This is a genomic window from Phocoenobacter atlanticus subsp. cyclopteri (assembly GCF_018343795.1).
GTDB lineage: Bacteria > Pseudomonadota > Gammaproteobacteria > Enterobacterales > Pasteurellaceae > Phocoenobacter > Phocoenobacter atlanticus.
Genome location: NZ_CP074346.1, coordinates 1,328,545 through 1,352,300 on the forward strand (window position 1 = coordinate 1,328,545; position 23,756 = coordinate 1,352,300).

The following is a 23,756-nucleotide window of genomic DNA, read 5'->3' on the forward strand; positions in this document are numbered from 1 at the left end:
TATGATTTATGCAATTTTTTGCAAAAATTAGTAATAATCATACCCCTTATTAGGAGAATAAAATGAAACAATCTATCCGCCATAATAAAATTATTGATTTTATTAATCAGCAAGGTTATATCAGCACAGAAGAATTAGTGGCAAAGTTAAATGTAAGTCCTCAAACTATTCGTCGAGATCTAAATGAATTGGCTGAAAATAATTTAATTCGTCGTCATCACGGTGGAGCGGGTATTCCAACAAATAGTGAAAATAGTGATTATAGCGATCGTAAACAGCTATTTTCTCGTCAAAAAAATATTATTGCTCAACATATTGCAAAAATTATTCCTAATGGCGCATCTCTTTTCTTAGATATTGGTACAACCGCCGAAGCGGTTGCTCAAGCGTTACTTTCTCATAAAGATTTACGTATTGTCACTAATAACCTCAATGCTGCTCATATTTTATTACCCAAAGAAGATTTTCAAGTTACCATTGCAGGAGGGAATTTACGTCAAGATGGGGGTATTATTGGTTCAGCAACCATAGATATTATTAGTCAATTTCGTTTAGATTTTGGTATTTTAGGTATTAGTGCCATTGATGATGAAGGTTCAATGCTAGATTATGATTATCACGAAGTAAAAGTAAAAAGAGCGTTAATGAATAGTTCTCGTCAAGTTATTCTAGCAGCAGATCATTCTAAATTTTATCGCAAAGCCATTGTTCGATTAGGTGATCTCCGTGAAATCAATCACCTTTTTACGGATGCGCAATTACCAACAGAAATAGAACAACATTTAAATAATAGAAGTGTACAAGTCCATCTTTGCTATGAATAATTTTGTAAAACAACATTTTTCACACTCAAAATTGCTCGGTTATTATCAATTAATGCGATTAGATAGACCTATTGGCACTTTGTTGCTTCTCTATCCAACACTATGGGCATTATTTTTAGCTACAGAAGGAAATATTAATTCTTCTCTGTTTGCTATTTTTATTGTCGGAGTGATTGTAATGCGTGCAGCAGGTTGTGTGATTAATGACTATGCAGATCGCCATATTGATGGAAAAGTGAAAAGAACAAAACAACGTCCATTAATAAAGGGGTCCGTCACAGTTAAAGAAGCTAAAATATTATTTATTACCTTACTGATAATGGCTTTTTTACTTGTGTTGCAACTTAATTATTTAACAATTTTACTTTCCCTTGTTGCTGTAGGGCTGGCTATTATTTATCCATTTATGAAACGTTATACCCATTTACCACAATTAATTCTAGGTATAGCTTTTGGCTGGTCTGTTCCAATGGTATTTAGTGCGACGACTGAAACACTACCTTTAGCGTGTTGGATCCTATTTTTAGCTAATTTAGTTTGGACCATTGCTTATGATACACAGTATGCAATGGTTGATCGTGATGATGATTTACGTATTGGAGTGAAATCAACGGCAATTCTTTTTGCTCAATATGATAATAAAATCATCAATTTATTACAAATTACAACATTATTACTCTTTATACTCCTTGGATTAGTCAAATCTTTTTCATTTATGTACTACTTCACTCTTATTATTCCTTGTTGTTTTTTTATTTACCAGTACAAATTAACCAAAAAAAGAGAGCGAGAGAAATGTTTTAGTGCTTTTTTGAATAATAACTACGTTGGACTGGGATTTTTTTGTAGCATTTTAGTGGGAATTTACTTTTAAAATCACTTTTTTATGCTTTTTTTTCTATTTGAGCAAAAAATATACTTCCCAAAGCGAAAAAAAATGTGTATTATTCGCCCCCTAGATCAGGAATATCTTGAGCATCAGCGTTTATATAAAAGTACGGTTTATACCGTATTTTTTGTTTTTGATATAATTAAAACCAAATTTGTTTAAATCTCATACAACTGAGAGGATGATCGGCAGTGCAAATAGGACAATATGAATTTAAAAGGCGTATTTTCCTCGCACCAATGGCTGGAATTACAGATTTACCATTTCGCCGATTATGTCGCTCATTTGGTGCAGGATTAACATTTTCAGAAATGATGTCTACTAATCCTGATGTATGGCATACTGAGAAATCAAAATTACGCCTCGCTCACCATCGTGAAATTGGCGTAAATGCCGTACAGATTGCAGGTTCAGATCCTTTTGAAATGGCAGAGGCTGCAAAGATAAATGTAGATTATGGTGCTGAAATTATAGATATTAATATGGGTTGCCCTGCAAAAAAGGTAAACAGAAAAATGGCAGGTTCTGCTCTTTTACGTGATCCTGATCAGGTTGCTCGTATTTTAGAGGCTATTGTAAATGCGGTTAATGTTCCTGTTACATTAAAAATCAGAACAGGCTGGGATTTAGCTAATCAAAATTGTTTGGAAATTGCAAAAATTGCCGAGCAGGCCAATATCTCTGCATTAACGATTCACGGAAGAACTCGTAGCTGTCTATTTAAAGGAAAAGCGGAATACGACAATATAAAAGAAGTAAAGCAAGCAGTATCAATACCAATTATTGCCAATGGGGATATTACCTCTGCACAGCAAGCAAAATTTGTTTTGGATTATACAGGTGCTGATGCAGTAATGATTGGGCGAGGCTGTCTTGGTCGCCCTTGGCTATTTAAAGAAATAGCCGATTTTTTGGAGTCTGGTCAAGTTTCAACACTCTCATTAAATGAGAAAAGCCAAGCAATGCTAACGCATATAAGAGAACTTCACCAATTTTATGGTGAGCAAAAAGGTTATCGAATAGCAAGAAAGCATATAGGTTGGTATGTTGAACAACTTCAACCTCACTCTAACTTTAAGCGTACTTTTAATACATTAACCTCAACAACAGAGCAAATTAATGCATTAGAAGTTTTTATTAAAAAATTAATTTTGGATAAGAAACAATGTTAGAACAAAAACCACAGCAAAATCCTTTAACGGTTGCAATGCTGAACTCACAAGCTCAACAAGTCAATAAACCGTTACGTGATAGTGTAAAACAAGCGTTAAGAAATTATCTATCTCAATTAGATGGTCAAGATCCAACAGAATTATATGAATTGGTACTATCTGAAATTGAACATCCAATGCTAGATATGGTAATGCAATACACTCGTGGAAATCAAACACGTGCGGCTACAATGCTTGGAATAAACCGTGGAACATTACGTAAAAAGTTAAAAAAATACGGTATGGGCTAAACGCTAATTTTAAGCTAAATCCTATTATCGAATAAACTTTGGGAATCCCTATAATAGCAATATTATAGGGATTTTTTATTTTTCTACTTCTATAATTGTTTAAATAATGTATTATTTCTAAATCGCTATTAACGTCAATATTCTTAAAAAAATATAATATAAAGGATAATACTATGGTTTCAGAAATATGGATGCAACGTTTAAGAGAGAGTCAAAAACGAGATAAAGATCATCGTTCTCCTTATCAACGAGATCGAGGCCGTGTTTTACATTCAGAGGCCTTTCGTTGCTTACAAGCCAAAACACAAATTCACGCAATAGGAGAAGATGATTTTTATCGCACTCGTTTAACCCATTCTTTAGAAGTGGCTCAAATAGGAAATAGTATAAGAGCAAAACTTATTGATGATTTAAGCTCGTTTCAAGCGGTCACTTCTTCACAAGAATTTGCAAATTTTCAACATAATCTTACCGCTTTGCTCCCTTCTCGTAGTTTAATTGAATCTATTTGTTATATGCACGATATCGGACATCCTCCATTTGGACACGGAGGTGAAACTGCCTTAAATTATAAAATGCGAGATCACGGTGGCTTTGAAGGGAACGCACAAACATTTAGAATTGTTACCCATTTAGAATCTTACACTGCACACGAAGGAATGAACCTTACTCGTCGAGCATTATTAGGCGTATTGAAATACCCCGTCTTTTTAGATCAAACCAAACCTCAACAATATGCAGCAATAAATAATAATAATTTTATTAATGCCCATCATTTTAAAACAAGTAAAGGCATTTACCGTGATGATGAAATGATGTTTAATTGGGTTCTTGATCCTCTTTCAGAACAAGATAAACAATTATTCTGTACCATAAAACAAAGTGATGAGCCTCTAGAACCAAGCAAAACACTTTATAAATCCTTAGATTGTAGCATTATGGAATTGGCAGATGATATCGCCTATGCGGTACACGATTTAGAAGATGCTATTGTAATAGGAATGGTCACTCCTCAATTTTGGAAATATGCTGAACAGCAATTTCAACAATGTCAGTCACAATGGATTAAAGATTTTCTTCCTCAAATGACCGAAAAATTATTCTCTATCCATCGTTATGAACGTAAAGATATTATTGGATCATTAGTCAATTATTTTATTACCAATGTACAATGGAAGGCACATAATCAATTTCAAGAACCACTACTTCGCTTTAATGCGACGTTACCAGACGATGTTTTTGAAGTGTTAAAAGTACTTAAAAAATTTGTTTATGATTTTGTGATTATGGATATCAAAACTCAGCGAGTAGAATATAAAGGACAACGTATTTTAATGGATGTTTTTGATATGCTCAGTAGTGAACCTTTACGTTTACTCCCTCAAGCAATCCGCCAACAATGGCATCAAGCAGAAAAATCAAAGCAACCCCGTGTTATTTGTGATTACTTGGCCAGTATGTCTGATAGACAGGCATTTAAACTTTATGAGGCATTATAAGTTTTATTGACTATAAATAAAAACAAAGCGGTAAAATGTTGATCTCTTTTTGCAAATCTTGATCAAAATCTTACCGCTATTCATTTATTTCAAAAACTTATGCCATAAATTCTTCACCAGTAGCGATATCTTTATTTAAAGTTTCTAACATTGCCTCTAATGCTGATTTTTCAAAATCACTTAATTGACCAATAGGCAATATTTCCTCAACACCATTAAGACCTAGAATAATAGGTTGTGCAAAGAAACGAGCATATTCGCCATCACCTTCTACATAAGCATAATCTAAAGCTTGATGTCCAGATAAACCTTTAATGACAGAAAGAGCGAAACGTGCTGCTGCTTGAGCCATTGAAAGGGTTGCTGATCCACCACCTGCTTTTGCTTCAACAACTTCTGTACCTGCATTTTGAATACGTTTAGTTAATTGCTCAACTTCTTCTGCTGTAAAGCTAATTTTTTCTTCCGCAGCTGTTGCTTGAGAAAGTAATGGTAAAATAGTTACACCTGAATGCCCACCAATTACTGGAACAGTCACGGTATCCACATCTTTTTTCTTTAATTCTGCAATAAACGTTTCAGAGCGGATAACATCTAATTCTGTTACTCCAAATAATTTTCTTTTGTCATAAACACCTGCTTTTTTCAATACTTCTGCTGCGATAGCAACGGTTGTATTTACAGGATTGGTAATAATTCCTACACAAGCGGTTGGACAAGTTTTCGCAACGTGCTCTGCAAGATTACGAATAATGCCTGCATTGATATTAAATAAATCTGAACGATCCATACCAGGTTTACGTGCTACACCCGCTGAAATTAAGACTACTTTTGCATCTTTTAATGCTTCAGTAGGGTCTTCTCCCGCATAACCTTTCACTTTTACTGCAGTAGGAATATGACTAATATCTACTGCAACCCCTGGAGTAACAGGTGCAATATCATATAATGCTAACTCTGCGCCCTCAGGTAACTGTAATTTCAATAATAAGGCTAACGCTTGACCAATACCGCCTGCGGCACCTAATACTGTTACTTTCATAATAATGTCCTCTTTTTGTCAATTTAAATAATAACTGGTGACAGTCTAAAAAAAAGTAAGCATAAATTCAAATACCAAAGTTAAATTTTGTGATTTTTCGCAAATTTTTTATAAAAAAGAGGTTTAAAATTGATTTAAATAGATAAAAACCACATAATTACCCAATAAATTCGATATATTGACATAATAAGGATCAACTACAGTGAAAAAAATGGATTCTCTTTCTGAAGCATTTAAATCATTATTACGTGAAGAAAAATTTAGTTCACAAAGTGAAATTGTTGTCGCATTACAAAAGCTTGGGTTTGAGCATATTAACCAATCTAAAGTATCTCGAATGCTTTCTAAATTTGGGGCAGTAAGAAGACGTAATAGTAAAATGGAAATGGTTTATTATTTACCACCAGAACAAGGTATGCCAACAACCTCCAGTCAACTCAAACATCTCATTATTGATATTGATCATAATGCAGCTCTAGTCGTTATCAAAACAACGCCAGGAGCCGCACAACTCATTGCATTACTGTTAGATTCTATTGGAAAAGCAGAGGGAATTTTGGGTTCCATTGCAGGTGATGACACCATTTTTGTCACACCAACAAATAAAACGTCTATTGAAGCATTATCAAAAAATATTACGGCTCTTTTTGAAAAGGAATAACTATAATGAATATTTTTATTACAGGTGGCACTGGATTTATTGGAACAGCCCTTACTAAGCTTCTGTTATCAAAAGGACATTCCATCACAATTCTTACCAGAAAAAATTTAAGCGGGCACATTCCTGTTACTTTTTGCAAAAATCTTTCTGACATTAAAAATTTCAATCATTTTGATGCAATCATTAATTTAGCTGGCGAACCTATTTTTGATAAATATTGGACAAAAAAACAAAAAGAAGTTTTACTCAATAGCCGTATCAAAATGACTGCGCAGCTTGTAGCATTAATTAATAAAAGTGACCATCCTCCAGCTATTTTTATTTCAGGATCGGCTACTGGTTTTTATGGTGATATTGTCAATAAATTGGTAAAAAAAGCAGATGAAGATACCGCTTGTGGACATTCTTTCACAGCACAACTTTGTCAACAATGGGAAGCGGTGACATCATCAGTCAAAAATACAAAAACTCGTCTATGCTTAATTCGTACAGGTTTAGTTCTTTCACCACAAGGGGGAATTCTCAAACGTATCTTACCTATTTATCGTTTAGGATTAGGTGGAAAAATAGGTAACGGAAAACAACACTGGGGCTGGATAAGTCTTGAAGATCATATTCAAGCTATATTATTTTTACTTGAAAATCCACAATGCTCAGGTGCCTTTAATTTAGTTGCTCCACAAATCATTACTCAAGCTGAATTTAATCAGCAACTGGCTCAACAACTACGTCGCCCTGCATTTTTTAATGTTCCTCAATTATTACTTAAATTAATACTGGGTGAACGCTCACAATTACTATTAGATAATCAACCCATTTATCCAACACGACTATTAAATCAAGAATTTAAATTTACTTACAGTTGTTTAAAAAGCTATCTAAATGCTTGTTTTAAAAAATAGTTTTACACAGGTTAAAAAAGTCAAGTTTTTAATATAAAAATTTTTTAATTTTTTTATTAAAAAGACTAGAAATTTTATAACTTATTGATTTATAAAAACAAGTCATTTTGCAATCAATCTAAGTAAGATCGTGATAAACCCTGATTATACCAAGCTCAAAAATCTTTTTAAGAAAGTATTCCACAAAGTTATCCACAGCTTATGTGGATAGAAAAATTTACTGGATATCTATTCATATAACAAGAGGATTTATATACGTTTTTGTAACATTTACTCGTAATATCGCAACAACCATATAAAAAATACTAAATTTATACATACAACTTGTTTTTACTTTTATCTCAGTTATTATTTCTTAAATTAAGCACTATACCCATTTGGATTATTTTTTTGCCAATTCCACGTATCTTTCATCATTTGATTTAGATCTCGTGCTGTTTTCCACCCTAATTGCTCTAATGCTTTTTTAGGATCAGAATAACAAGTTGCAATATCTCCTGCTCGGCGAGGGGCAATTTTATAAGGTACTTGGATATTATTGGTTTGTTCAAAGGCTTTTACCATATCTAATACGGAATAACCTGTCCCTGTACCTAAATTATAAATATGACAACCTGCATCATTATGATGCTTTTGTAATGCTTTTAAATGTCCTATCGCTAAATCGACTACGTGAATATAATCACGTACACCAGTACCATCAGGCGTATTATAATCATCGCCAAATACGGCTAATTGCTGTAATTTCCCTACTGCTACTTGGCTGATAAAAGGTAAGAGATTATTTGGAATACCATTTGGGTCTTCGCCAATTAAACCACTCTCGTGTGCACCCACTGGGTTAAAATAGCGTAAAATAATTGCACTAAACTGTGGGTATGCCTTAACAGTGTCTTGTAAAATACGCTCTACCATATATTTTGAAGTGCCATAAGGATTAGTTGTACCACCAACCTCACTCTCTTCTGTAATTGGCACAACTTTTGGATCGCCATAAACCGTTGCAGAAGAACTAAACACAAGGGTGTTCACATTGGCTTTAATCATCTCTTCAACAAGGGTGATTGAACCAGTAATATTATTTTGGTAATAGTGTAACGGCTTTTGAACACTTTCTCCGACTGCTTTTAAGCCCGCAAAATGAATAACGGACTCAATGTTATTTTCAGCAAAAATTTGACGCAATATTGAACGATCTAAAACATCACCTTTATAAAAAGTAACCGATTTACCCGTAATTTGTTTAGTTCGGTCTAAGGAGATTTCAGAAGAGTTAGATAAATTATCTAAAACGATAATCTCTTTATTTTGGTTTAATAGTTCAACAACGGTATGTGACCCAATGTAGCCTGCTCCACCTGTAACTAAAATTGCCATAATAGTTTCCTTATATTGTGTTTGTTAGCGGTTAGATATATATCATTTTTTGCAAATTATACTCCTTTTTATTTTTTAAAAATATAATCAGATATAAAAATAGTGTATAAAATTTAATTTTGTTAAATATTGGTTTTAGATGTTTTCGAGTTGTTAATAAATACTGTGAACTACGTCATAATAAATTGAAAAAATAGTGATTTTTATTGATTATTCAAAAAGATAAGTAGTGTGGTTATGATAGTATTTATCTTGTGCTAATCGGCATATTAAAAAAATAAAATTTTAATTCCCCAATTAATACAAAGTAGAGGTTTAATATGGATCTTATTATAGGTTTAATTGCGATTGTTGCAGTAAGCTATTATATCGTTAAAGGTTATTCTGCAACAGGGGTGTTAATGACAGTAGGGATTTTACTGTTATTAGCGAGTGTCATAATGGGCAAAGAAATTATGCCAGCAGGTAAATCAACAGGTACGCTCTATTTAGATGTGATTGAATATGTTAAATATTTACTGATGCATCGCGGTGGTGGCTTAGGAATGTTGATTATGGTGCTTTGTGGTTTTGCTGCTTATATGACCCACTTAGGGGCAAATGATATAGTAGTAAAAATTGCGTCTCGTCCACTGAAATATATTAATTCCCCTTATCTTTTAATGGTCGTTGCCTATTTCTTAGCTTGCTTGATGTCTTTTGCAGTCACTTCTGCAACGGGGTTAGGTGTGCTGTTAATGGCAACTTTATTCCCAATAATGGTGAATGTCGGTATTTCACGTGGTGCAGCAGCTTCCATTTGTGCTTCACCCGCAGCTATTATACTCTCACCAACATCCGGTGATGTGGTGCTAGCCGCAGAAGTGTCTAAAATGCCTTTAATTGAATTTGCTTTCAGCTTTACTTTACCAATTTCTATCATTGCTATTCTTTGTATTGCTGCGACACACTTCTTTTGGCAACGTTATCTAGATCGTAAAGAAGGATTTGTTCCAGAGCAATTAGAAGTGTCAGAAATTGAAACTAAAGTCCCTACTTTTTATGCTATTTTGCCTTTTACTCCAATTATTGGTGTGCTAATTTTTAACGGTAATATTGCACCCAAATTACATATTGTAACTATCATTATTCTTTGCTTAGTGATTGTAGCGATTTTAGATTTTATCAGAACATTCAATGCCAAAGTAGTCTATGAAAACCTTGAAGTAATGTATAAAGGAATGGCAGATGCTTTTTCTGGTGTGGTAATGCTCTTAGTGGCAGCAGGAGTTTTTGCTCAAGGGTTAAGTACGGTTGGCTTCATTAAAACCCTAATTACATCCGTTCAATCAATGGGTAGCGGTGGTTTCTTAATGATGATTACCCTTGCCCTTATTACAGCTCTTGCAGCGATTGCAACAGGTTCTGGTAATGCTCCTTTCTATGCATTCGTGGAGCTTATTCCTCGTTTAGCTGTGCAAATGGGTATTAATCCTGCTTATTTAACCATTCCAATGCTTCAAGCTTCGAATATTGGGCGTAGCTTATCACCAGTATCTGGCGTAGTTGTTGCGGTGTCAGGAATGGCAAAACTGTCGCCATTTGAAGTAGTAAAACGTATTTCAGTGCCAATGATTGTAGGTTTAATTGTTGTAATTGCAGGCACAGAACTACTAGTAGCTGCCTAATTTATAAATAGCAATTTTAATATAAAGGCGTTGTTATTGACAACGTCTTTATTATTACTCCACTCTCCAAATTATAAGACACCATAGCGGTTACATTTTAGTGAAAATTTGCAAAAATAATGAAGATAATATAGAAATGGCACGCCCTATTGGATTCGAACCAATGACCTACGGCTTAGAAGGCCGTTGCTCTATCCAACTGAGCTAAGGGCGCATTAAATAGGAGAAATGGTCGGCGAGATAGGATTCGAACCTACGACCCACTGGTCCCAAACCAGTTGCGCTACCAAGCTGCGCTACTCGCCGACAATGAACAATATTATAGTTTCTGATTAAAATCAGTCAATCCTTTTTTATTAATTCCTTATTAGTCGCTTGATATTTATCCATTTTTGTATTTATTACTTATCAAAGTATCTATTTTTTGAGAGAATACATTAAATGATATCAATACAAGGTTCTTTCTATCTATGACAGTTCAAATTATTTCAGGAAAAATAGTTGCTTCAAAAATCAAACAAAAAATTACAAAACAAATTGATGGTTATATTAAACAAGGCAATCGTCCGCCTTGTCTCGCTGTTATTTTGGTTGGATGTGATCCTGCCTCACAAATTTATGTAAAAAGTAAACGTAAAAGTTGTGAAGAGTTGGGGATTTTATCTCGATCTTATGATTTACCTGGCACCTTCTCAGAATTGGAATTATTGACTTTACTTTCACAACTAAATAATGATGATAGTGTTGATGGTATTCTTGTTCAATTACCTCTGCCAAAACATATTAATTCCACCAAAATTATTGAAGCAATCTTACCCACAAAAGATGTCGATGGTTTCCACCCTTATAATATAGGTCGATTATGCCAAAGAATACCCACTTTACGCCCTTGTACACCTTATGGAATAATGAAAATTATCGAATATATAGGACAAGATATTAAAGGCAAGCACGCAGTAATCGTAGGCTCTTCAAATATTGTTGGTCGTCCAATGGCAATGGAATTGCTACTTGCTGGTTGTACAACTACGGTTACTCATCGTTTTACAAAGAATTTAGAGCAGTATATAAAACAAGCAGATATTTTAGTCGTTGCTGTAGGTAAACCTGAATTTATCTCTGGTGAATGTATAAAAGAGGGGGCGATGGTATTTGATGTTGGTATTAATCGTTTAGAAAATAATAAACTAGTCGGTGATGTTGAATTTGAAACTGCCTCACAAAAAGCCAGTTTTATTACCCCTGTTCCCGGTGGTGTAGGTTTAATGACAGTCACAATGTTAATGCAAAATACATTGCTTGCTTATAAAGGACATATTGGTGATCAACAAACATAAGGGAATAATTGCACTTTCCTTAAAAATATGATCTGATAGTACCTATTTATTTTTTACATAATAAATAGGTATAAAAGTATACATACTTATCTACTTTCGGAAATTTAGAAAGACCTCGTAAAGATTAAATAAAAAGACCAACTTTTTTAGATGTTATCTTTCTTGTATATCTTTTTTTGCAAATTTTTAACCACAAGTGAGCGCTTGTATTTTATTCAATTATCTTTTCAAGGGTATAAGGATGAACTTTAATACAAGTGTGATTTTCTTTTGAATTTACTAAACTGACCGCAATAGAGGGATTGGGTAATTGTTCCCCTTCGACTTTAGGTTCACTTATTTTGACTTTCAATTTATTATTTTGATGCCATAACAAAATTGTTTGAATACGTTCACACCATTGTTGCGTAGTTTCATTTTCAGCAAAAGGCACTACTATTTCAATATGTTCCCAGTTTTCTACGGGATAGGTTTTACCTTTTGGAAAAGGAAGCTCAATTATATTAACCTTTTGATTTGCTATTATTAATGGCTCATTTAATTTTATAATATAAATCGGTCGTCCATTTACCACATTATCACTCATTACCTCACCACATTTAAGCAGTTGTTCAAGCCATAATTCCGCTTTTTCAAGCTGATTTACTCGAACTGCAATATGATCAATTTGATAATCTTTTAATGCAATTTGCATTATATGAGAAAGCTCGATAATTTTTTTCTCAAAGGTATGAAATTCATTGAGTAACGCTATATTTTGTTGAAATAGTGGGTGTTTTTGCATTTTTATTTCTAAGTGATTAAAGGATTATTGAATAATGGTATTCATAAAATAGAATTTAACAGATATTCAAGCGGTGACTTTCTTACAACAAACTTTTTGCAAATTTTTGAAAGAAAGTCACCGCTTACTTACCAGATATTCTGCATCATCACATTTACCATAAATCCACCCACCACAAGCCAAATCAAAACAAGTGTTCCCAAAATAAAAGGTTTTACCCCTGCTTGTTTTACTGCTTCTATACGAGTGGTTAAGCCAAGTGCTGACATTGCCATCATCAGTAAAATATTATCTAATAAAATCAATTTATCCACGAGATATTGAGGTAATAATTCGAAAGAGTTGAAAATACCGACACCAATAAAATACACCGCAAACCAAGGAATAATTAATTTATTTTGACTATTTTCTTTACTTAAAAAATAAGATAACCCAAATAAGAAAGGGGCAAGCATCATTACGCGGATCATTTTAGTAATCACGGCATTATCAGCGACCACTGAATTGATATTCTCCCCTGCTGCATACACTTGTGCCACTTCGTGAACCGATGAGCCAATATAAATACCAAATTGGTGTTGGGATAAATATTCTGCCAAATAGGGATACATTATTGGGTATAAGAACATACTGATTGTGCCAAAAATGACAATCACTGCAATGGCTACCGCAACTTTATGGGATTCTGCTTTTACCACTGGCTCAGCCGCCATTATCGCCGCCGCCCCACAAATACTACAGCCAGTTGCGGTGAGTTGCACAATTTGTTTATCCATTTTAAGTAGATACAAACCAATCCATAAAGTAATAAAAAAGGTGCTGATAAGCATAATTGCATCGCTTGTAATGGCATTTATGCCTACAGAATTAATATCTGTTAGCGTAATTTTAAAACCATATAATACAATTCCCGCTCGCAACAATGTGCCTTTTGCCAATATCACTCCTTGATTGGTGTAAGGTTCTATCTTTGAAAATAAGGTATTGCCAATTAAAATACCCATAATAATTGCCAAAGTTAAAGCAGAAAAATGAGCTTGTATAAAGAATGTCGTGTCTGCTAACAAAGAAGAGAGCAAGGTTATTACTCCCACCAACAATAACCCTAACAATGTATTTTTATATTGCATTTTTCCCCTCTGATTTAATACCTATTCAAAGATAAATTACCTTATTATCAAACTGATGACTAAAATCCTTCTTTCAAACTCACCGTCAAGTTAAAGACTAAGTGATCTTGTGAACTGTCTTTACTGTCTAAGCAGTAATAACCTTCACGCTCAAACTGATAACCTACGCCCACTTTTGCGTTCGCTAATGATTTTTCAACAAAACCATTTTTAACGACTAAAGACGCTGGATTTAATACTGTATATACATCATCTTCAGCTGCTGGGTTTGGCACTGTGAATAAACGATTGTAAACTCTAAATTCCGCAGGTTTGTTATTGGTTGCACTTACCCAGTGGATGACGCCTTTCACTTTGCGACCGTCTGCTGGATTTTTGCCTAATGTTTCAGGATCGTAAGTACAGAAAATAGTAGTAATTTTGCCGTTTTCATCTTTTTCGACACGTTCTGCTTTAATCACATAGGCATTACGTAAACGCACTTCTTTGCCTAACACTAAGCGTTTATATTTTTTGTTCGCTTCTTCACGGAAATCCGCTTCATCAATATAAATTTCACGTCCGAATGGCACTTCACGGCTACCCATTTCTTCATTTTGTGGGTGGTTTGGTGCGTTTAAGATTTCTTCATCGCCGTCAAAGTTTTCAATGATCACTTTAACTGGGTTGATAACCGCCATTGCACGTGGTGCGTTAGTGTTTAAATCATCACGGATACAGGCTTCTAACGCACTGTATTCCACCACGTTATCTTGTTTTGTGACACCGATACGGTGGCAGAATTCACGCAATGAAGCAGGGGTATAACCACGACGACGTAAGCCTGAAATGGTTGGCATACGAGGGTCGTCCCAACCGTCCACGATTTTATCTTCAACTAATTTTAATAACTTACGTTTTGAGGTTAGCGTACCTTCTAAATTCAAACGAGAAAATTCGTACTGATGAGGTAACGGTCTTTCAATTGAAATATTTTCTAGCACCCAGTCATAAATACGGCGGTTGTCTTGGAATTCAAGGGTACAAATTGAGTGTGTGATACGCTCAATCGCATCAGAAATACAATGCGTAAAATCATACATTGGATAAATGCACCATTTATCGCCTGTTTGATGGTGGCTTGCAAATTTCACACGATAAAGTACAGGATCACGCATAACCATAAATGGCGATGCCATATCCACTTTGGCACGTAAGCACGCTTTACCTTCGGCAAATTCGCCATTTTTCATTTTTTCAAATAAGGCTAAATTTTCTTCTACGCTACGATCACGGTATGGGCTATTTTTACCTGCTTCGGTTAATGTACCACGATATTCACGCATTTCATCAGGCGATAGCTCATCAACATAAGCTAACCCTTTTTCGATCAATTCAATCGCATAACCATAAAGGGCATCAAAATAATCTGACGCATAATGTGGTTCGCCTTCCCATTTAAAGCCTAGCCATTCAACGTCTTGTTTGATTGAATCCACGTATTCCACATCTTCTTTGGTTGGGTTGGTATCATCAAAACGTAGGTTACATAACCCTTTATAATCCTGAGCAAGCCCAAAGTTTAAGCAGATTGATTTTGCGTGACCGATATGTAAATAACCGTTTGGTTCTGGTGGAAAACGAGTATGAACTTGAGTATGTTTGCCTGACGCTAAATCTTCATCAATAATATGGGTAATAAAATTGGCTCTTTTTTCTGTTTCTGACGTTAAATTTTCGTTGCTCATTGGATAACCTTAAAATAAAAATAATCATTTAAAAATAATAATCTTGTTATTCTACACAATTTAATAATTAACTCAATCCATCAACAAAACAAGCGGTAAGATTTCATTAAAAATTTGCAAATTTTAACTTACATCTCACCGCTTCATTTAGCCATCAATGGCATATTTAATGGTTACCACTAAACGCACTTTCTTATCCAATGGTGGTAGAATATGTGAATTTGATGTTAAATGTTCCTATGGTGCAGATTTTAATTTGATTACCTAAAATAAATACAGATGCCATTACGCTAACGGCTAAAATAATGCAAAAAAAGAAAGGTAACTTGATTTTTTGTGTTTTACATTGTTTATTCCTCATATTAGGAACACCGTTTAGTTTTATCATTCTCCCTACTTTTTCACCCCCCCATTTCAATGCTATTTATCATAAGTTTTTTTTATGACAAATAACTTTGAATGACACGAATATTCAAAATATAGCATTTTTCCTTGTTCAATCATAAATTATTTTGGTTTAGAGAAAACAATTCTTTTATGTTAAAGTACCCCCTTAATTTATTTTGTGAGAGGTTTTTTATATGAATAAGAATACATTTGTTATTGGTTTTATGCTCTTCGCCATCTTTTTTGGAGCAGGAAACCTAATTTTTCCACCTAAATTGGGGTTTGATAGTGGTATAGCGTTTTGGCCTGCAATTATTGGTTTTGTGGTAACTGGGGTAGGCTTACCTTTATTAGGTATTTTAGTCGCTACACATTACAAAGGGGGGTATAAAAAAGCATTAGAAGATATTCATCCTTGGATTTCATTATTACTTTTAGGGGCAATTTATTTAACGATTGGTCCATTTTTTGCGATTCCTCGTACGGCAGCGACAGCATTTGATATGGCGGTAATTCCATTTATTGGTGAAACTGATCCTATCTCTCTTTTTGTATTCACTCTTGCTTATTTTGGCATTACATTATGGGTGAGCTTAAATCCAACTAAAATGGTTGATCGTATTGGTGCAATTTTAACTCCTGTTCTTTTAGTTTCAATTATTGCATTAGTACTTAGAATGACAAGTATTTTAATTGGAAATGAAGCGGTTCATACGACAACGGCAATGAACACACCTTTAGTTGATGGTTTCCTTGAAGGCTATCAAACAATGGATGCGTTAGCTGCTTTTGCATTTTCTGTAGTAGTAATGAATGCGATTAAGACAAAAAGTAAAAAAGGGGCAAATTTAACCACACAAGCAACAATGGCAAGTATTATTGCAGCAGTAGCACTGGGAGCTATTTATATCTCAATTGGTTGGATTGGCAATAGTATGCCATTAAGTCCAGAAACTATTACCGAAGTTGCTGCTAAAGGGCAAAATTTGGGTGTATTTATTTTAAATACTGCGGCAACAGAATCTTTTGGTCTTTTAGGTAGAAGCTTGCTTGGTTTAATTGTTACTTTAGCTTGTTTAACAACATCAATTGGTTTAGTGGTGGCAACGTCATCATACTTCCATAGCGTGTTTGAAAAAATCTCTTATCGTAACTATGCAATTTTATTTACTCTTATCGGTTTCGGTTTAGCAAATCAAGGATTAAATGCGGTGATTAGTAAGTCAATCCCTGTATTATTGGTACTTTATCCAATCTCAATGACAGCGATGTTACTTCTTCTTGTTAATTTAGTCGTACCATTGCCAAAATTAGCAAAAGGATTACCTATTGTATTAGTTACTGTTGTTTCAATTTTATCAGTAATGGGGGCTGGAATTGTAGAACATTTACCACTTAAGGCTTATTCAATGGAATGGCTTCCGTTTGCAATTGTAGGTGCAATTATTGGTTTTGTAGGATCAAAAATGCAAAAAGCATAATTATTGTATTCATTAACTTAATGAAAAACCCACTAATCTTAAGTGGGTTTTCTTTTATTACAAAAGAGATAAAATAAGAGAAAATTTAGAAATTTGTTATATGATTGAAGAATTAGGATATTCAGCTGATCGCTTATCAGAATATGTTGATATTTCACAGCCACAACTTTCCCGCTATGAAAGGGGGACAAATAAAATCAATCTTTCTCATTTAGTCGCAATAGCAACTTTTTTAAAAACACCTATCAGCTATTTCTTTTCAGGTTGTATGGAAAAATCAGAATGGAACAGCGATGAACTCGATCGCCACTGGCAAGAACTTACCTCAAAGCAAAAGGCTCTTGTCGTGGATTTATTAAAAGAATTACGAAAATCTTAACTATTTAAGCGGTCATTTTTTTATAAAAATTGACATCAATATCTTTTAAACTTGCACCGATAAGGTAGACTTCTTTATCATCAATAATTAAAAATCTATCGTGGAAGTTTTTATTGAGTTTAATCTCTATCTTTTTATATTGCTGATTATATTTTTCTAAATCAAGTTTTATGGTTTTGCTGATTGAATGAGTGTAAATAGTTACGCTTACATTTTGGTTTTTCTGAAAAAGGGTTAAGGTTGAATCATCAATATAGTTATCAATTAAAACGATATTTTTCTGTGCTTTTCTGATTAAATCTGAGACAAATTTATGGGCATCAAAAATTTGACCATTAAAGAAAATACCTTGTTGCTGGATATGGTCTTTACTTTCTAATGCTTTGAATATTTTATCTATATTGGTATTGGTTATAAGCTGACTCTGTTCTAGTGTTTCGATGCGTTTGAAAATAGTTTCATTTTGAGAAATAAATTTTCTCATTTGAATAAAAGCACGAAAAATACTAATACTTATTTGAGTGGCTATTTTACTTTTTAACACTGAACTGAGCATTGATACACCTTGCTCAGTAAAGGCATAAGGTAAACTTCCTCCTAAATGCTGTCTTGAAGGTATCACATTTTGTGATACCATTAAATCAACTTCATTTTCAGTTAAAATAAACATAAAATCATCAGGAAATTTCTCTATATTTCTTTTTACCGCTTGTTTTAAAGCTCTATTTTCTACGTTATACAGCAACGCTAAATCTCTATCTAACATCACTTGTTTATTTCTAATTGTGTAACTTTTTGATTTAATATCAAAGTGTTCAGTTATTTTATTCATTAAATTATCCTTATTTTTAAATCTCAAGGTCGCAATTTTCAACTTTAAGTTTTTATAGTTTAAGCAGTCATATTTTTATAAAATTTTACATCAATATCTTTTAACAACGAAAACCCAAACACTTTTTTACCTAAATCTTTTAAACTGGCACCGATAAGGTAGATTTCTTTATCATCAATAATTAAAAATCTATCGTGAAAATTTTTATTGAGTTTAATCTCTATTTTTTTATATTGCTGGTTATATTTTTCTAAATCGAGTTTTAAGGTTTTGCTGATTGAATGAGTGTAAATAGTTACGCTTACATTTTGGTTTTTCTGAAAAAGGGTTAAGGTTGAATCATCAATATAGTTATCAATTAAAACGATATTTTTCTGTGCTTTTCTGATTAAATCTGAGACAAATTTATGGGCATCAAAAATTTGACCATTAAAGAAAATGCCTTGTTGTTGAATGTGATCTTTGCTTTCTAGGGCTTTGAAAAGTTGATTAAATTTACTATCGGTTGTGATTTCAAACGTAACTTGTCTTTTTTCTAGCGTTTCTAATTGTTGTAACAATAACTGATTATTAGAAATAGTTTGACGCATTTGTACAAATTCTCTAATAATTTTAACGCTTATATTGATAGCCGTTTCACTTTTTAAAATGGCACTAAGCATTGATACACCTTGCTCTGTAAAAGCATAGGGTATATATCGCAGCCCCATTTTATCAGAATTGGAGGTCACAAATTGTGACCTCCAATTTTCAAATTCTTGTTTATTTAATTGAAACATAAAATCAGTAGGAAATCGTTTAATATTTCGTTTCACCGCTTGATTAAAAACTTTAGTTTCAACACCATAAAGCAACGCTAAATCCCTATCTAACATCACCTGCTTCTCTCTAATTGTGTAAATTTTTGATTTAATATCAAAATATTCTGTGATTTCATTCATCAAATTATCCTTAGTTTTAAATTTTTAGGTCACAAATTGTGACCTCAAGTTATGCTATATTTTTCTTATTACAGTATATCTAAAAGCTAAAAAGATAATTTTTACATTTTTGCGATCCCTATCGCATTTTTTATCTTCAATAAAGCGGGCATTTTTTAATGAAAATTTACCAAAATAGTTAAAGAATATTCAGAAATAGACCGTACATAAAAAGAGGTAATATGCTATTATTCTCAGCATTAAATTATTTCTAGCTTATTTTTTATTATGGAACAGAACAGAGAATCAATAAATTTAAACAAATATATCAGTAGCACGGGAATATGCTCTCGTAGAGAAGCGGAAAAGTTTATCGAGCAAGGGCGTGTGACCATTAATGGAAAAAAAACACAATTAGGTAATCGTGTCTTTGAAGGTGATGTTGTAAAAATAGACGGAAAGCCTTTAAGAGCAAAACCAAAAACAATTTATATTGCGGTAAATAAACCTGTTGGTATTGTTTGTACAACGGACAGTAAAGAACAAAAAAATATTGTCAATTTTGTCGGTCACCCTCAACGTTTATTTCCTATTGGTCGCTTAGATAAACCTTCGGAAGGATTAATTTTTTTAACCAATGATGGCGATATTGTGAATAAAATTTTGCGTGCAGGAAATAATCACGAAAAAGAGTATATTGTTACAGTAGATAAACCGATTAACGATAGATTTATTCAAAGAATGGCGAATGGTATTCCTATTTTGGGAACGGTAACCAAAAAATGTAAAGTGGAAAAAATCAGTGATCGTGTGTTTAAAATTATTTTGATTCAAGGTTTGAACCGACAAATTCGTCGAATGTGTGAATATTTAGGCTATGAAGTACAAAGACTAAAACGTGTGCGTATTATGAATGTCAGTTTAGATCGATTAAAAACAGGCGAGTGGCGTGAATTGACGTCAAAAGAAATGGCAGAAATTAACAAGTTGGTTGCCACGTCTAAAAAGACAAGTGATGTGATTGATAAAGTCTCTCATCAAAAAGTATCACAAAAAAAATCTCCGCATAAAAATGCACCAAGTAAAAATAAAACATTTAGGAAAGATCAACCCTCAGAAAAACGTTTTAAGCCCAAATTTGGTCATACTAAAAGATAACGTTAATCAATGATATTTTAGAATATTAAAAAATAAAACAAAGGCTAAATAAGTGGTTATTATTTAGCCCTTTTGCGGAGACTATAAAAATAACTATGTATCTGTTTTAATATACAAAAAACATTAAGGTGGATACTAACATGAAAAAAACAAATATAACCGACCAAATCGAAGCCCTACTTGAACAACTAGATTCACAAGAAGATATCGCAAATGCAACTCAGCTATTGCACAAACGTTTCTTTGAGAAATCACTCAATGCTGAATTAGATGAACATCTTGGCTATCAAAAGAATGGTATACGTAAAGGTAGCAATAGCAGAAATGGGGTGACATCCAAAACAGTCTATACCGAAGAAGGTAAATTTTCTATCGATACTCCGCGTGATAGAGAAGGGACTTTTGAACCTGAAATCATCAAAAAACGACAAACAAGAGTACCGACACTCGACTCAAAAATTATCTATTTATATTCACAAGGAATGAGTACCCGAGAAATCACTGAAACCGTGTCAGACCTGTATGGGACTGAAATCTCACCTACACTGGTATCACGTGTGACAGATGCACTATTAGATGATGTTATCGAGTGGCAATCTCGCCCCCTTGATGATGTCTATCCTATTGTTTATTTAGACTGTATCGTTGTTAAAGTCCGTCAAGATAAACGTGTGATTAACAAGGCAATTTACCTTGCCTTAGGCATTAATATGCAAGGACAAAAGGAGCTTCTAGGGTTGTGGATATCTGAAAATGAAGGAGCTAAATTTTGGTTAGGGATGCTGACAGAATTACAAAATCGTGGTGTAAAAGATATCCTTATTGCTTGTGTTGATGGTTTAACGGGCTTTCCTGATGCGATTAATACCGTTTATCCAAAAACTAAAATCCAGCTTTGTATTGTCCATATGGTGCGTAATTCTATGAAATATGTGCCTCATAAGGATTATAAAGCAGTTGCTCGAGATTTAAAGAAAATTTATCAATCTGCGACAGAAGATGAAGCCTTGCAGGAATTAGAGAATTTTGCGAATACTTATGATGATAAATATCCGCAAATATCACGGTCTTGGTATAAACACTGGGATAACCTGAATACCTTGTTTAACTACCCACAGGACATCAGAAAAGCCATTTATACGACGAATGCTATTGAGTCTGTCAATAGTGTTATTCGCAAAGTCATCAATAAAAGAAAATTATTCCCAACAGATGACTCAGCAAAAAAAGTTGTTTATCTGGCTATTCAAAATGCCTCTAAAAAATGGACAATGCCAATTAGAGACTGGAAATTAGCTCTCAATAAGTTTATGATTGAGTTTGATGATCGCTTAGCTGATTATCTTTAACTAAATTGCAGTTACACAGTTTAGGAGACAGTCTCCTTTTGCGTTACATTTGTCCTGTATACCAAAATTTGCAAATTTTAAACAAAATGTCACCGCTATATTATTTAAATTTCTTTTTCTTTGGTCTTTTTTTAATTGGACGTGTATCTAATACTGTTGTTGCTAAGGCATTTTGAGGTTCAAAGCCTTTAATTATTTCTCTTGGTAGTACTTGTTGAATTAATCGTTCTATCCCTTTTAAATCATCCAACTCATCAGCACAAACTAATGATACCGCCTTACCTGATGAACCTGCTCGTCCTGTTCTCCCAATACGATGCACGTAATCTTCTGCGACATTAGGTAAATCAAAATTGACAACGTGAGGTAATAAATCAATATCAATTCCTCTGGCAGCAATATCTGTTGCAACCAAAACTTGAATATCGCCTGCTTTAAATTCTGCTAATGCACGCGTTCTTGCACCTTGACTTTTGCTTCCGTGAATAGCTGACGCGGGTATATTTTCTTTATCAAGTTGCTTGGTTAATTTATTTGCCCCGTGTTTGGTACGAGTAAAAACCAGTACTTGATCCCAATTATTATCTTTAATCAATTTGATCAGTAATGTTGGTTTACTTTTCTTATCCACTGGGTAAATCACTTGGCTCACTTTCTCTGCCGTTGTATTTTCTGGTGAAACTGAAATTTCAACAGGATTTCGAATAATCCCTTTTGCAAGAGTGCGGATTTCATCAGAAAATGTTGCTGAAAATAATAAATTTTGACGCTTAGGTGGTAATAGTTTGATAATTCTCTTAATATCGTGAATAAATCCCATATCTAACATTCGATCAGCTTCATCTAATACTAATATTTCTAATTGATCAAAATGAATAGCATTTTGTTGATGTAAATCGAGTAATCGTCCTGGTGTCGCAACCAAAATATCTGCACCTTTACATAATTTTTGCATTTGAGGATTAATTTTTACTCCACCAAAGACAACGGCTGATTTAAGTGATAAATACTGCCCATAAAGACTAACATTTTCCGCTATTTGAGCCGCTAACTCTCGAGTTGGAGTTAAAATTAACGCTCTTGCTTGATTTGACTTTGCTGATTGTCCTTTAGATAAAATCTCTAAAATAGGAAGAGTAAACCCTGCCGTTTTTCCTGTACCCGTTTGAGCAGCGGCCATAAGATCTTTCCCCAAAAGCACGGCTGGGATTGATTGTTGTTGAATTGGGGTTGGGGTTTCATAGCCTTGCTCAGTCACTGCTTTTAAGATTGGGGCAGATAACCCAAGTTGATTAAATTGTATCAATTATATTTCCATAAGTTAAAATTCACTCTCTATAATACAGTATTTACGTACAGAGATAACCAAATAAATATAAAAAATACCTTTTTACGGATCAAAAAATGATCTTTTTTCTTGACACTGTGTTTTTAACCAGTAAAATGCCTGTATAAAAACACAGTTTATTTGTTTTGGAGATGAATATGGCACAATTAAGAAAACTCACCCACGCATTGCCTTATCAACCAATGCCATTATATCGTGACACCCACACAGAGCGTTCAATAAAATTAGATCTTAATTCACTTTGCATTAAACGCCCTACTGATACTTTTTTTATACAAGTTAAAAATCCTAATTTATTAGTATGGGGAATTGAGTTAGATGATGTGCTTATTGTGGAAGAAAACTGTGATTTTCAGATAAATGATATGATTGTGATCGAAAAAAATAATGAATACAAATTCTATCAATTTTTTAATGAAAATGAACAAGAAAAAATACTCTTTTCATTAGATACATCAGAACCCAATTTAAGAATTCAACAGTGGAATGACATTAATATCGCAGGTGTCATTACTAACGTGGTACATCAAGTACGTACTAAAATGCCACGTACACCGAAGTATGTTGTTTAGTTTTTAGTTACTATTGAGCATATACACAA

Annotated in this window: 22 protein-coding genes and 2 tRNA genes; 14 read left to right on the forward strand and 10 right to left on the reverse strand. The window is 33.6% G+C overall.

Features of this window, described 5'->3' with window-relative positions; genetic code table 11:
* The first annotated feature begins 62 nt into the window (after positions 1-62).
* The 5 genes from KGI96_RS06245 (at position 63) to KGI96_RS06265 (ending at position 4,674) form a co-directional block, all read left to right on the forward strand.
* Entirely contained in the window at positions 63-824 is a 762-nt protein-coding gene (locus tag KGI96_RS06245; protein WP_211598318.1) for a DeoR/GlpR family transcriptional regulator, read from the forward strand.
* A complete protein-coding gene (gene ubiA / locus KGI96_RS06250; protein WP_211598320.1) occupies positions 817-1,698 on the forward strand; it encodes a 4-hydroxybenzoate octaprenyltransferase in 882 nt (293 codons plus the stop codon). The genes KGI96_RS06245 and ubiA overlap by 8 nt, the downstream gene beginning before the upstream one ends.
* A 206-nt stretch (positions 1,699-1,904) precedes the next feature.
* Entirely contained in the window at positions 1,905-2,885 is a 981-nt protein-coding gene (gene dusB / locus KGI96_RS06255; RefSeq protein ID WP_211598322.1) for a tRNA dihydrouridine synthase DusB, read from the forward strand.
* Positions 2,879-3,175: a DNA-binding transcriptional regulator Fis gene (fis, locus tag KGI96_RS06260; protein WP_211598324.1), complete on the forward strand. Its 297-nt coding sequence runs from the start codon at positions 2,879-2,881 to the stop codon at positions 3,173-3,175. Before dusB ends, fis begins: the two co-directional genes overlap by 7 nt.
* Before the next feature lie 173 nt (positions 3,176-3,348).
* Positions 3,349-4,674, forward strand: coding sequence for an anti-phage deoxyguanosine triphosphatase (locus KGI96_RS06265; protein WP_211598326.1), 1,326 nt, complete (start codon positions 3,349-3,351; stop codon positions 4,672-4,674).
* A gap of 97 nt (positions 4,675-4,771) precedes the next feature.
* Here KGI96_RS06265 and mdh read toward each other — a convergent pair whose 3' ends face one another.
* Positions 4,772-5,716: a malate dehydrogenase gene (gene mdh / locus KGI96_RS06270; RefSeq protein WP_211598328.1), complete on the reverse strand. Its 945-nt coding sequence runs from the start codon at positions 5,714-5,716 to the stop codon at positions 4,772-4,774.
* 202 nt (positions 5,717-5,918) lie between these two features.
* Between mdh and argR the strand changes: the two genes are divergently transcribed.
* Together argR and KGI96_RS06280 are read left to right on the forward strand one after the other, a co-directional pair.
* Entirely contained in the window at positions 5,919-6,377 is a 459-nt protein-coding gene (argR, locus tag KGI96_RS06275) for a transcriptional regulator ArgR (protein WP_211598330.1), read from the forward strand.
* Between the two features lie 5 nt (positions 6,378-6,382).
* Positions 6,383-7,279 carry a TIGR01777 family oxidoreductase gene (locus tag KGI96_RS06280; RefSeq protein ID WP_211598332.1) on the forward strand — a complete coding sequence of 299 codons (897 nt, stop codon included), beginning with the start codon at positions 6,383-6,385 and terminating at the stop codon, positions 7,277-7,279.
* Between the two features lie 360 nt (positions 7,280-7,639).
* Here KGI96_RS06280 and galE read toward each other — a convergent pair whose 3' ends face one another.
* Positions 7,640-8,656 (reverse strand): UDP-glucose 4-epimerase GalE, encoded by a 1,017-nt coding sequence (gene galE, locus KGI96_RS06285; RefSeq protein ID WP_211598334.1) that lies wholly within the window; start codon positions 8,654-8,656, stop codon positions 7,640-7,642.
* Between the two features lie 320 nt (positions 8,657-8,976).
* Here galE and dcuC point away from each other — a divergent pair, with 320 nt between their 5' ends.
* A complete protein-coding gene (dcuC, locus tag KGI96_RS06290; RefSeq protein ID WP_211598336.1) occupies positions 8,977-10,323 on the forward strand; it encodes an anaerobic C4-dicarboxylate transporter DcuC in 1,347 nt (448 codons plus the stop codon).
* Between the two features lie 137 nt (positions 10,324-10,460).
* On the opposite strand, the gene KGI96_RS06295 is transcribed toward dcuC, so the two are convergent.
* Positions 10,461-10,537: transfer RNA gene (locus KGI96_RS06295), tRNA-Arg, on the reverse strand.
* A gap of 15 nt (positions 10,538-10,552) precedes the next feature.
* Positions 10,553-10,629 (reverse strand) — tRNA-Pro (locus KGI96_RS06300).
* Positions 10,630-10,793: 164 nt separating this feature from the next.
* Between KGI96_RS06300 and folD the strand changes: the two genes are divergently transcribed.
* A complete protein-coding gene (folD, locus tag KGI96_RS06305; protein WP_211598343.1) occupies positions 10,794-11,660 on the forward strand; it encodes a bifunctional methylenetetrahydrofolate dehydrogenase/methenyltetrahydrofolate cyclohydrolase FolD in 867 nt (288 codons plus the stop codon).
* Positions 11,661-11,871: 211 nt separating this feature from the next.
* On the opposite strand, the gene KGI96_RS06310 is transcribed toward folD, so the two are convergent.
* The 3 genes from KGI96_RS06310 to glnS form a co-directional block, all read right to left on the reverse strand.
* Positions 11,872-12,444 (reverse strand): VOC family protein, encoded by a 573-nt coding sequence (locus tag KGI96_RS06310; RefSeq protein ID WP_211598345.1) that lies wholly within the window; start codon positions 12,442-12,444, stop codon positions 11,872-11,874.
* Positions 12,445-12,572: 128 nt separating this feature from the next.
* Positions 12,573-13,574 (reverse strand): YeiH family putative sulfate export transporter, encoded by a 1,002-nt coding sequence (locus KGI96_RS06315; RefSeq protein WP_211598354.1) that lies wholly within the window; start codon positions 13,572-13,574, stop codon positions 12,573-12,575.
* Positions 13,575-13,633: 59 nt separating this feature from the next.
* The gene (gene glnS / locus KGI96_RS06320; RefSeq protein WP_211598356.1) at positions 13,634-15,301 is read right to left on the reverse strand and encodes a glutamine--tRNA ligase; all 1,668 of its coding nucleotides are present in this window, start codon (positions 15,299-15,301) and stop codon (positions 13,634-13,636) included.
* A 581-nt stretch (positions 15,302-15,882) separates the two neighbouring features.
* Here glnS and brnQ point away from each other — a divergent pair.
* Positions 15,883-17,169 (forward strand): branched-chain amino acid transport system II carrier protein, encoded by a 1,287-nt coding sequence (brnQ, locus tag KGI96_RS06325; RefSeq protein ID WP_211598358.1) that lies wholly within the window; start codon positions 15,883-15,885, stop codon positions 17,167-17,169.
* A gap of 100 nt (positions 17,170-17,269) precedes the next feature.
* Positions 17,270-17,548, forward strand: a complete 279-nt coding sequence (locus tag KGI96_RS06330; protein WP_211598360.1) for a helix-turn-helix domain-containing protein — start codon at positions 17,270-17,272, stop codon at positions 17,546-17,548.
* Positions 17,549-17,552: 4 nt separating this feature from the next.
* On the opposite strand, the gene KGI96_RS06335 is transcribed toward KGI96_RS06330, so the two are convergent.
* Positions 17,553-18,380 (reverse strand): ORF6N domain-containing protein, encoded by an 828-nt coding sequence (locus tag KGI96_RS06335; protein ID WP_211598362.1) that lies wholly within the window; start codon positions 18,378-18,380, stop codon positions 17,553-17,555.
* A 59-nt stretch (positions 18,381-18,439) separates the two neighbouring features.
* Positions 18,440-19,321, reverse strand: coding sequence for an ORF6N domain-containing protein (locus KGI96_RS06340; protein WP_211598364.1), 882 nt, complete (start codon positions 19,319-19,321; stop codon positions 18,440-18,442).
* Between the two features lie 267 nt (positions 19,322-19,588).
* Here KGI96_RS06340 and rluF point away from each other — a divergent pair, with 267 nt between their 5' ends.
* Both rluF and KGI96_RS06350 read left to right on the forward strand, forming a co-directional pair.
* A complete protein-coding gene (rluF, locus tag KGI96_RS06345; RefSeq protein WP_211598366.1) occupies positions 19,589-20,458 on the forward strand; it encodes a 23S rRNA pseudouridine(2604) synthase RluF in 870 nt (289 codons plus the stop codon).
* Positions 20,459-20,598: 140 nt separating this feature from the next.
* Entirely contained in the window at positions 20,599-21,807 is a 1,209-nt protein-coding gene (locus KGI96_RS06350; RefSeq protein ID WP_211597004.1) for an IS256 family transposase, read from the forward strand.
* Between the two features lie 100 nt (positions 21,808-21,907).
* On the opposite strand, the gene KGI96_RS06355 is transcribed toward KGI96_RS06350, so the two are convergent.
* A complete protein-coding gene (locus tag KGI96_RS06355) occupies positions 21,908-23,113 on the reverse strand; it encodes a DEAD/DEAH box helicase (RefSeq protein WP_211599431.1) in 1,206 nt (401 codons plus the stop codon).
* A gap of 179 nt (positions 23,114-23,292) precedes the next feature.
* On the opposite strand from KGI96_RS06355, the gene KGI96_RS06360 reads away from it, so the two are divergent.
* Positions 23,293-23,727 (forward strand): LexA family protein, encoded by a 435-nt coding sequence (locus KGI96_RS06360; protein ID WP_211599430.1) that lies wholly within the window; start codon positions 23,293-23,295, stop codon positions 23,725-23,727.
* Positions 23,728-23,756 lie beyond the last annotated feature (29 nt).

Excerpts from the sequence above, each read along its gene's own strand:
- KGI96_RS06315 (WP_211598354.1), bottom strand. The coding sequence starts at position 13,574 with ATGCAATATAAAAATACATTGTTAGGGTTATTGTTGGTGGGAGTAATA.
- folD (WP_211598343.1), top strand. The coding sequence starts at position 10,794 with ATGACAGTTCAAATTATTTCAGGAAAAATAGTTGCTTCAAAAATCAAA.
- KGI96_RS06335 (WP_211598362.1), bottom strand. The coding sequence starts at position 18,380 with ATGAATAAAATAACTGAACACTTTGATATTAAATCAAAAAGTTACACA.
- dcuC (WP_211598336.1), top strand. The coding sequence starts at position 8,977 with ATGGATCTTATTATAGGTTTAATTGCGATTGTTGCAGTAAGCTATTAT.
- brnQ (WP_211598358.1), top strand. The coding sequence starts at position 15,883 with ATGAATAAGAATACATTTGTTATTGGTTTTATGCTCTTCGCCATCTTT.
- KGI96_RS06280 (WP_211598332.1), top strand. The coding sequence starts at position 6,383 with ATGAATATTTTTATTACAGGTGGCACTGGATTTATTGGAACAGCCCTT.
- rluF (WP_211598366.1), top strand. The coding sequence starts at position 19,589 with ATGGAACAGAACAGAGAATCAATAAATTTAAACAAATATATCAGTAGC.
- glnS (WP_211598356.1), bottom strand. The coding sequence starts at position 15,301 with ATGAGCAACGAAAATTTAACGTCAGAAACAGAAAAAAGAGCCAATTTT.
- KGI96_RS06330 (WP_211598360.1), top strand. The coding sequence starts at position 17,270 with ATGATTGAAGAATTAGGATATTCAGCTGATCGCTTATCAGAATATGTT.
- KGI96_RS06265 (WP_211598326.1), top strand. The coding sequence starts at position 3,349 with ATGGTTTCAGAAATATGGATGCAACGTTTAAGAGAGAGTCAAAAACGA.
- fis (WP_211598324.1), top strand. The coding sequence starts at position 2,879 with ATGTTAGAACAAAAACCACAGCAAAATCCTTTAACGGTTGCAATGCTG.
- galE (WP_211598334.1), bottom strand. The coding sequence starts at position 8,656 with ATGGCAATTTTAGTTACAGGTGGAGCAGGCTACATTGGGTCACATACC.
- ubiA (WP_211598320.1), top strand. The coding sequence starts at position 817 with ATGAATAATTTTGTAAAACAACATTTTTCACACTCAAAATTGCTCGGT.
- KGI96_RS06360 (WP_211599430.1), top strand. The coding sequence starts at position 23,293 with ATGGCACAATTAAGAAAACTCACCCACGCATTGCCTTATCAACCAATG.
- KGI96_RS06340 (WP_211598364.1), bottom strand. The coding sequence starts at position 19,321 with ATGAATGAAATCACAGAATATTTTGATATTAAATCAAAAATTTACACA.
- KGI96_RS06350 (WP_211597004.1), top strand. The coding sequence starts at position 20,599 with ATGAAAAAAACAAATATAACCGACCAAATCGAAGCCCTACTTGAACAA.
- KGI96_RS06310 (WP_211598345.1), bottom strand. The coding sequence starts at position 12,444 with ATGCAAAAACACCCACTATTTCAACAAAATATAGCGTTACTCAATGAA.
- KGI96_RS06245 (WP_211598318.1), top strand. The coding sequence starts at position 63 with ATGAAACAATCTATCCGCCATAATAAAATTATTGATTTTATTAATCAG.
- mdh (WP_211598328.1), bottom strand. The coding sequence starts at position 5,716 with ATGAAAGTAACAGTATTAGGTGCCGCAGGCGGTATTGGTCAAGCGTTA.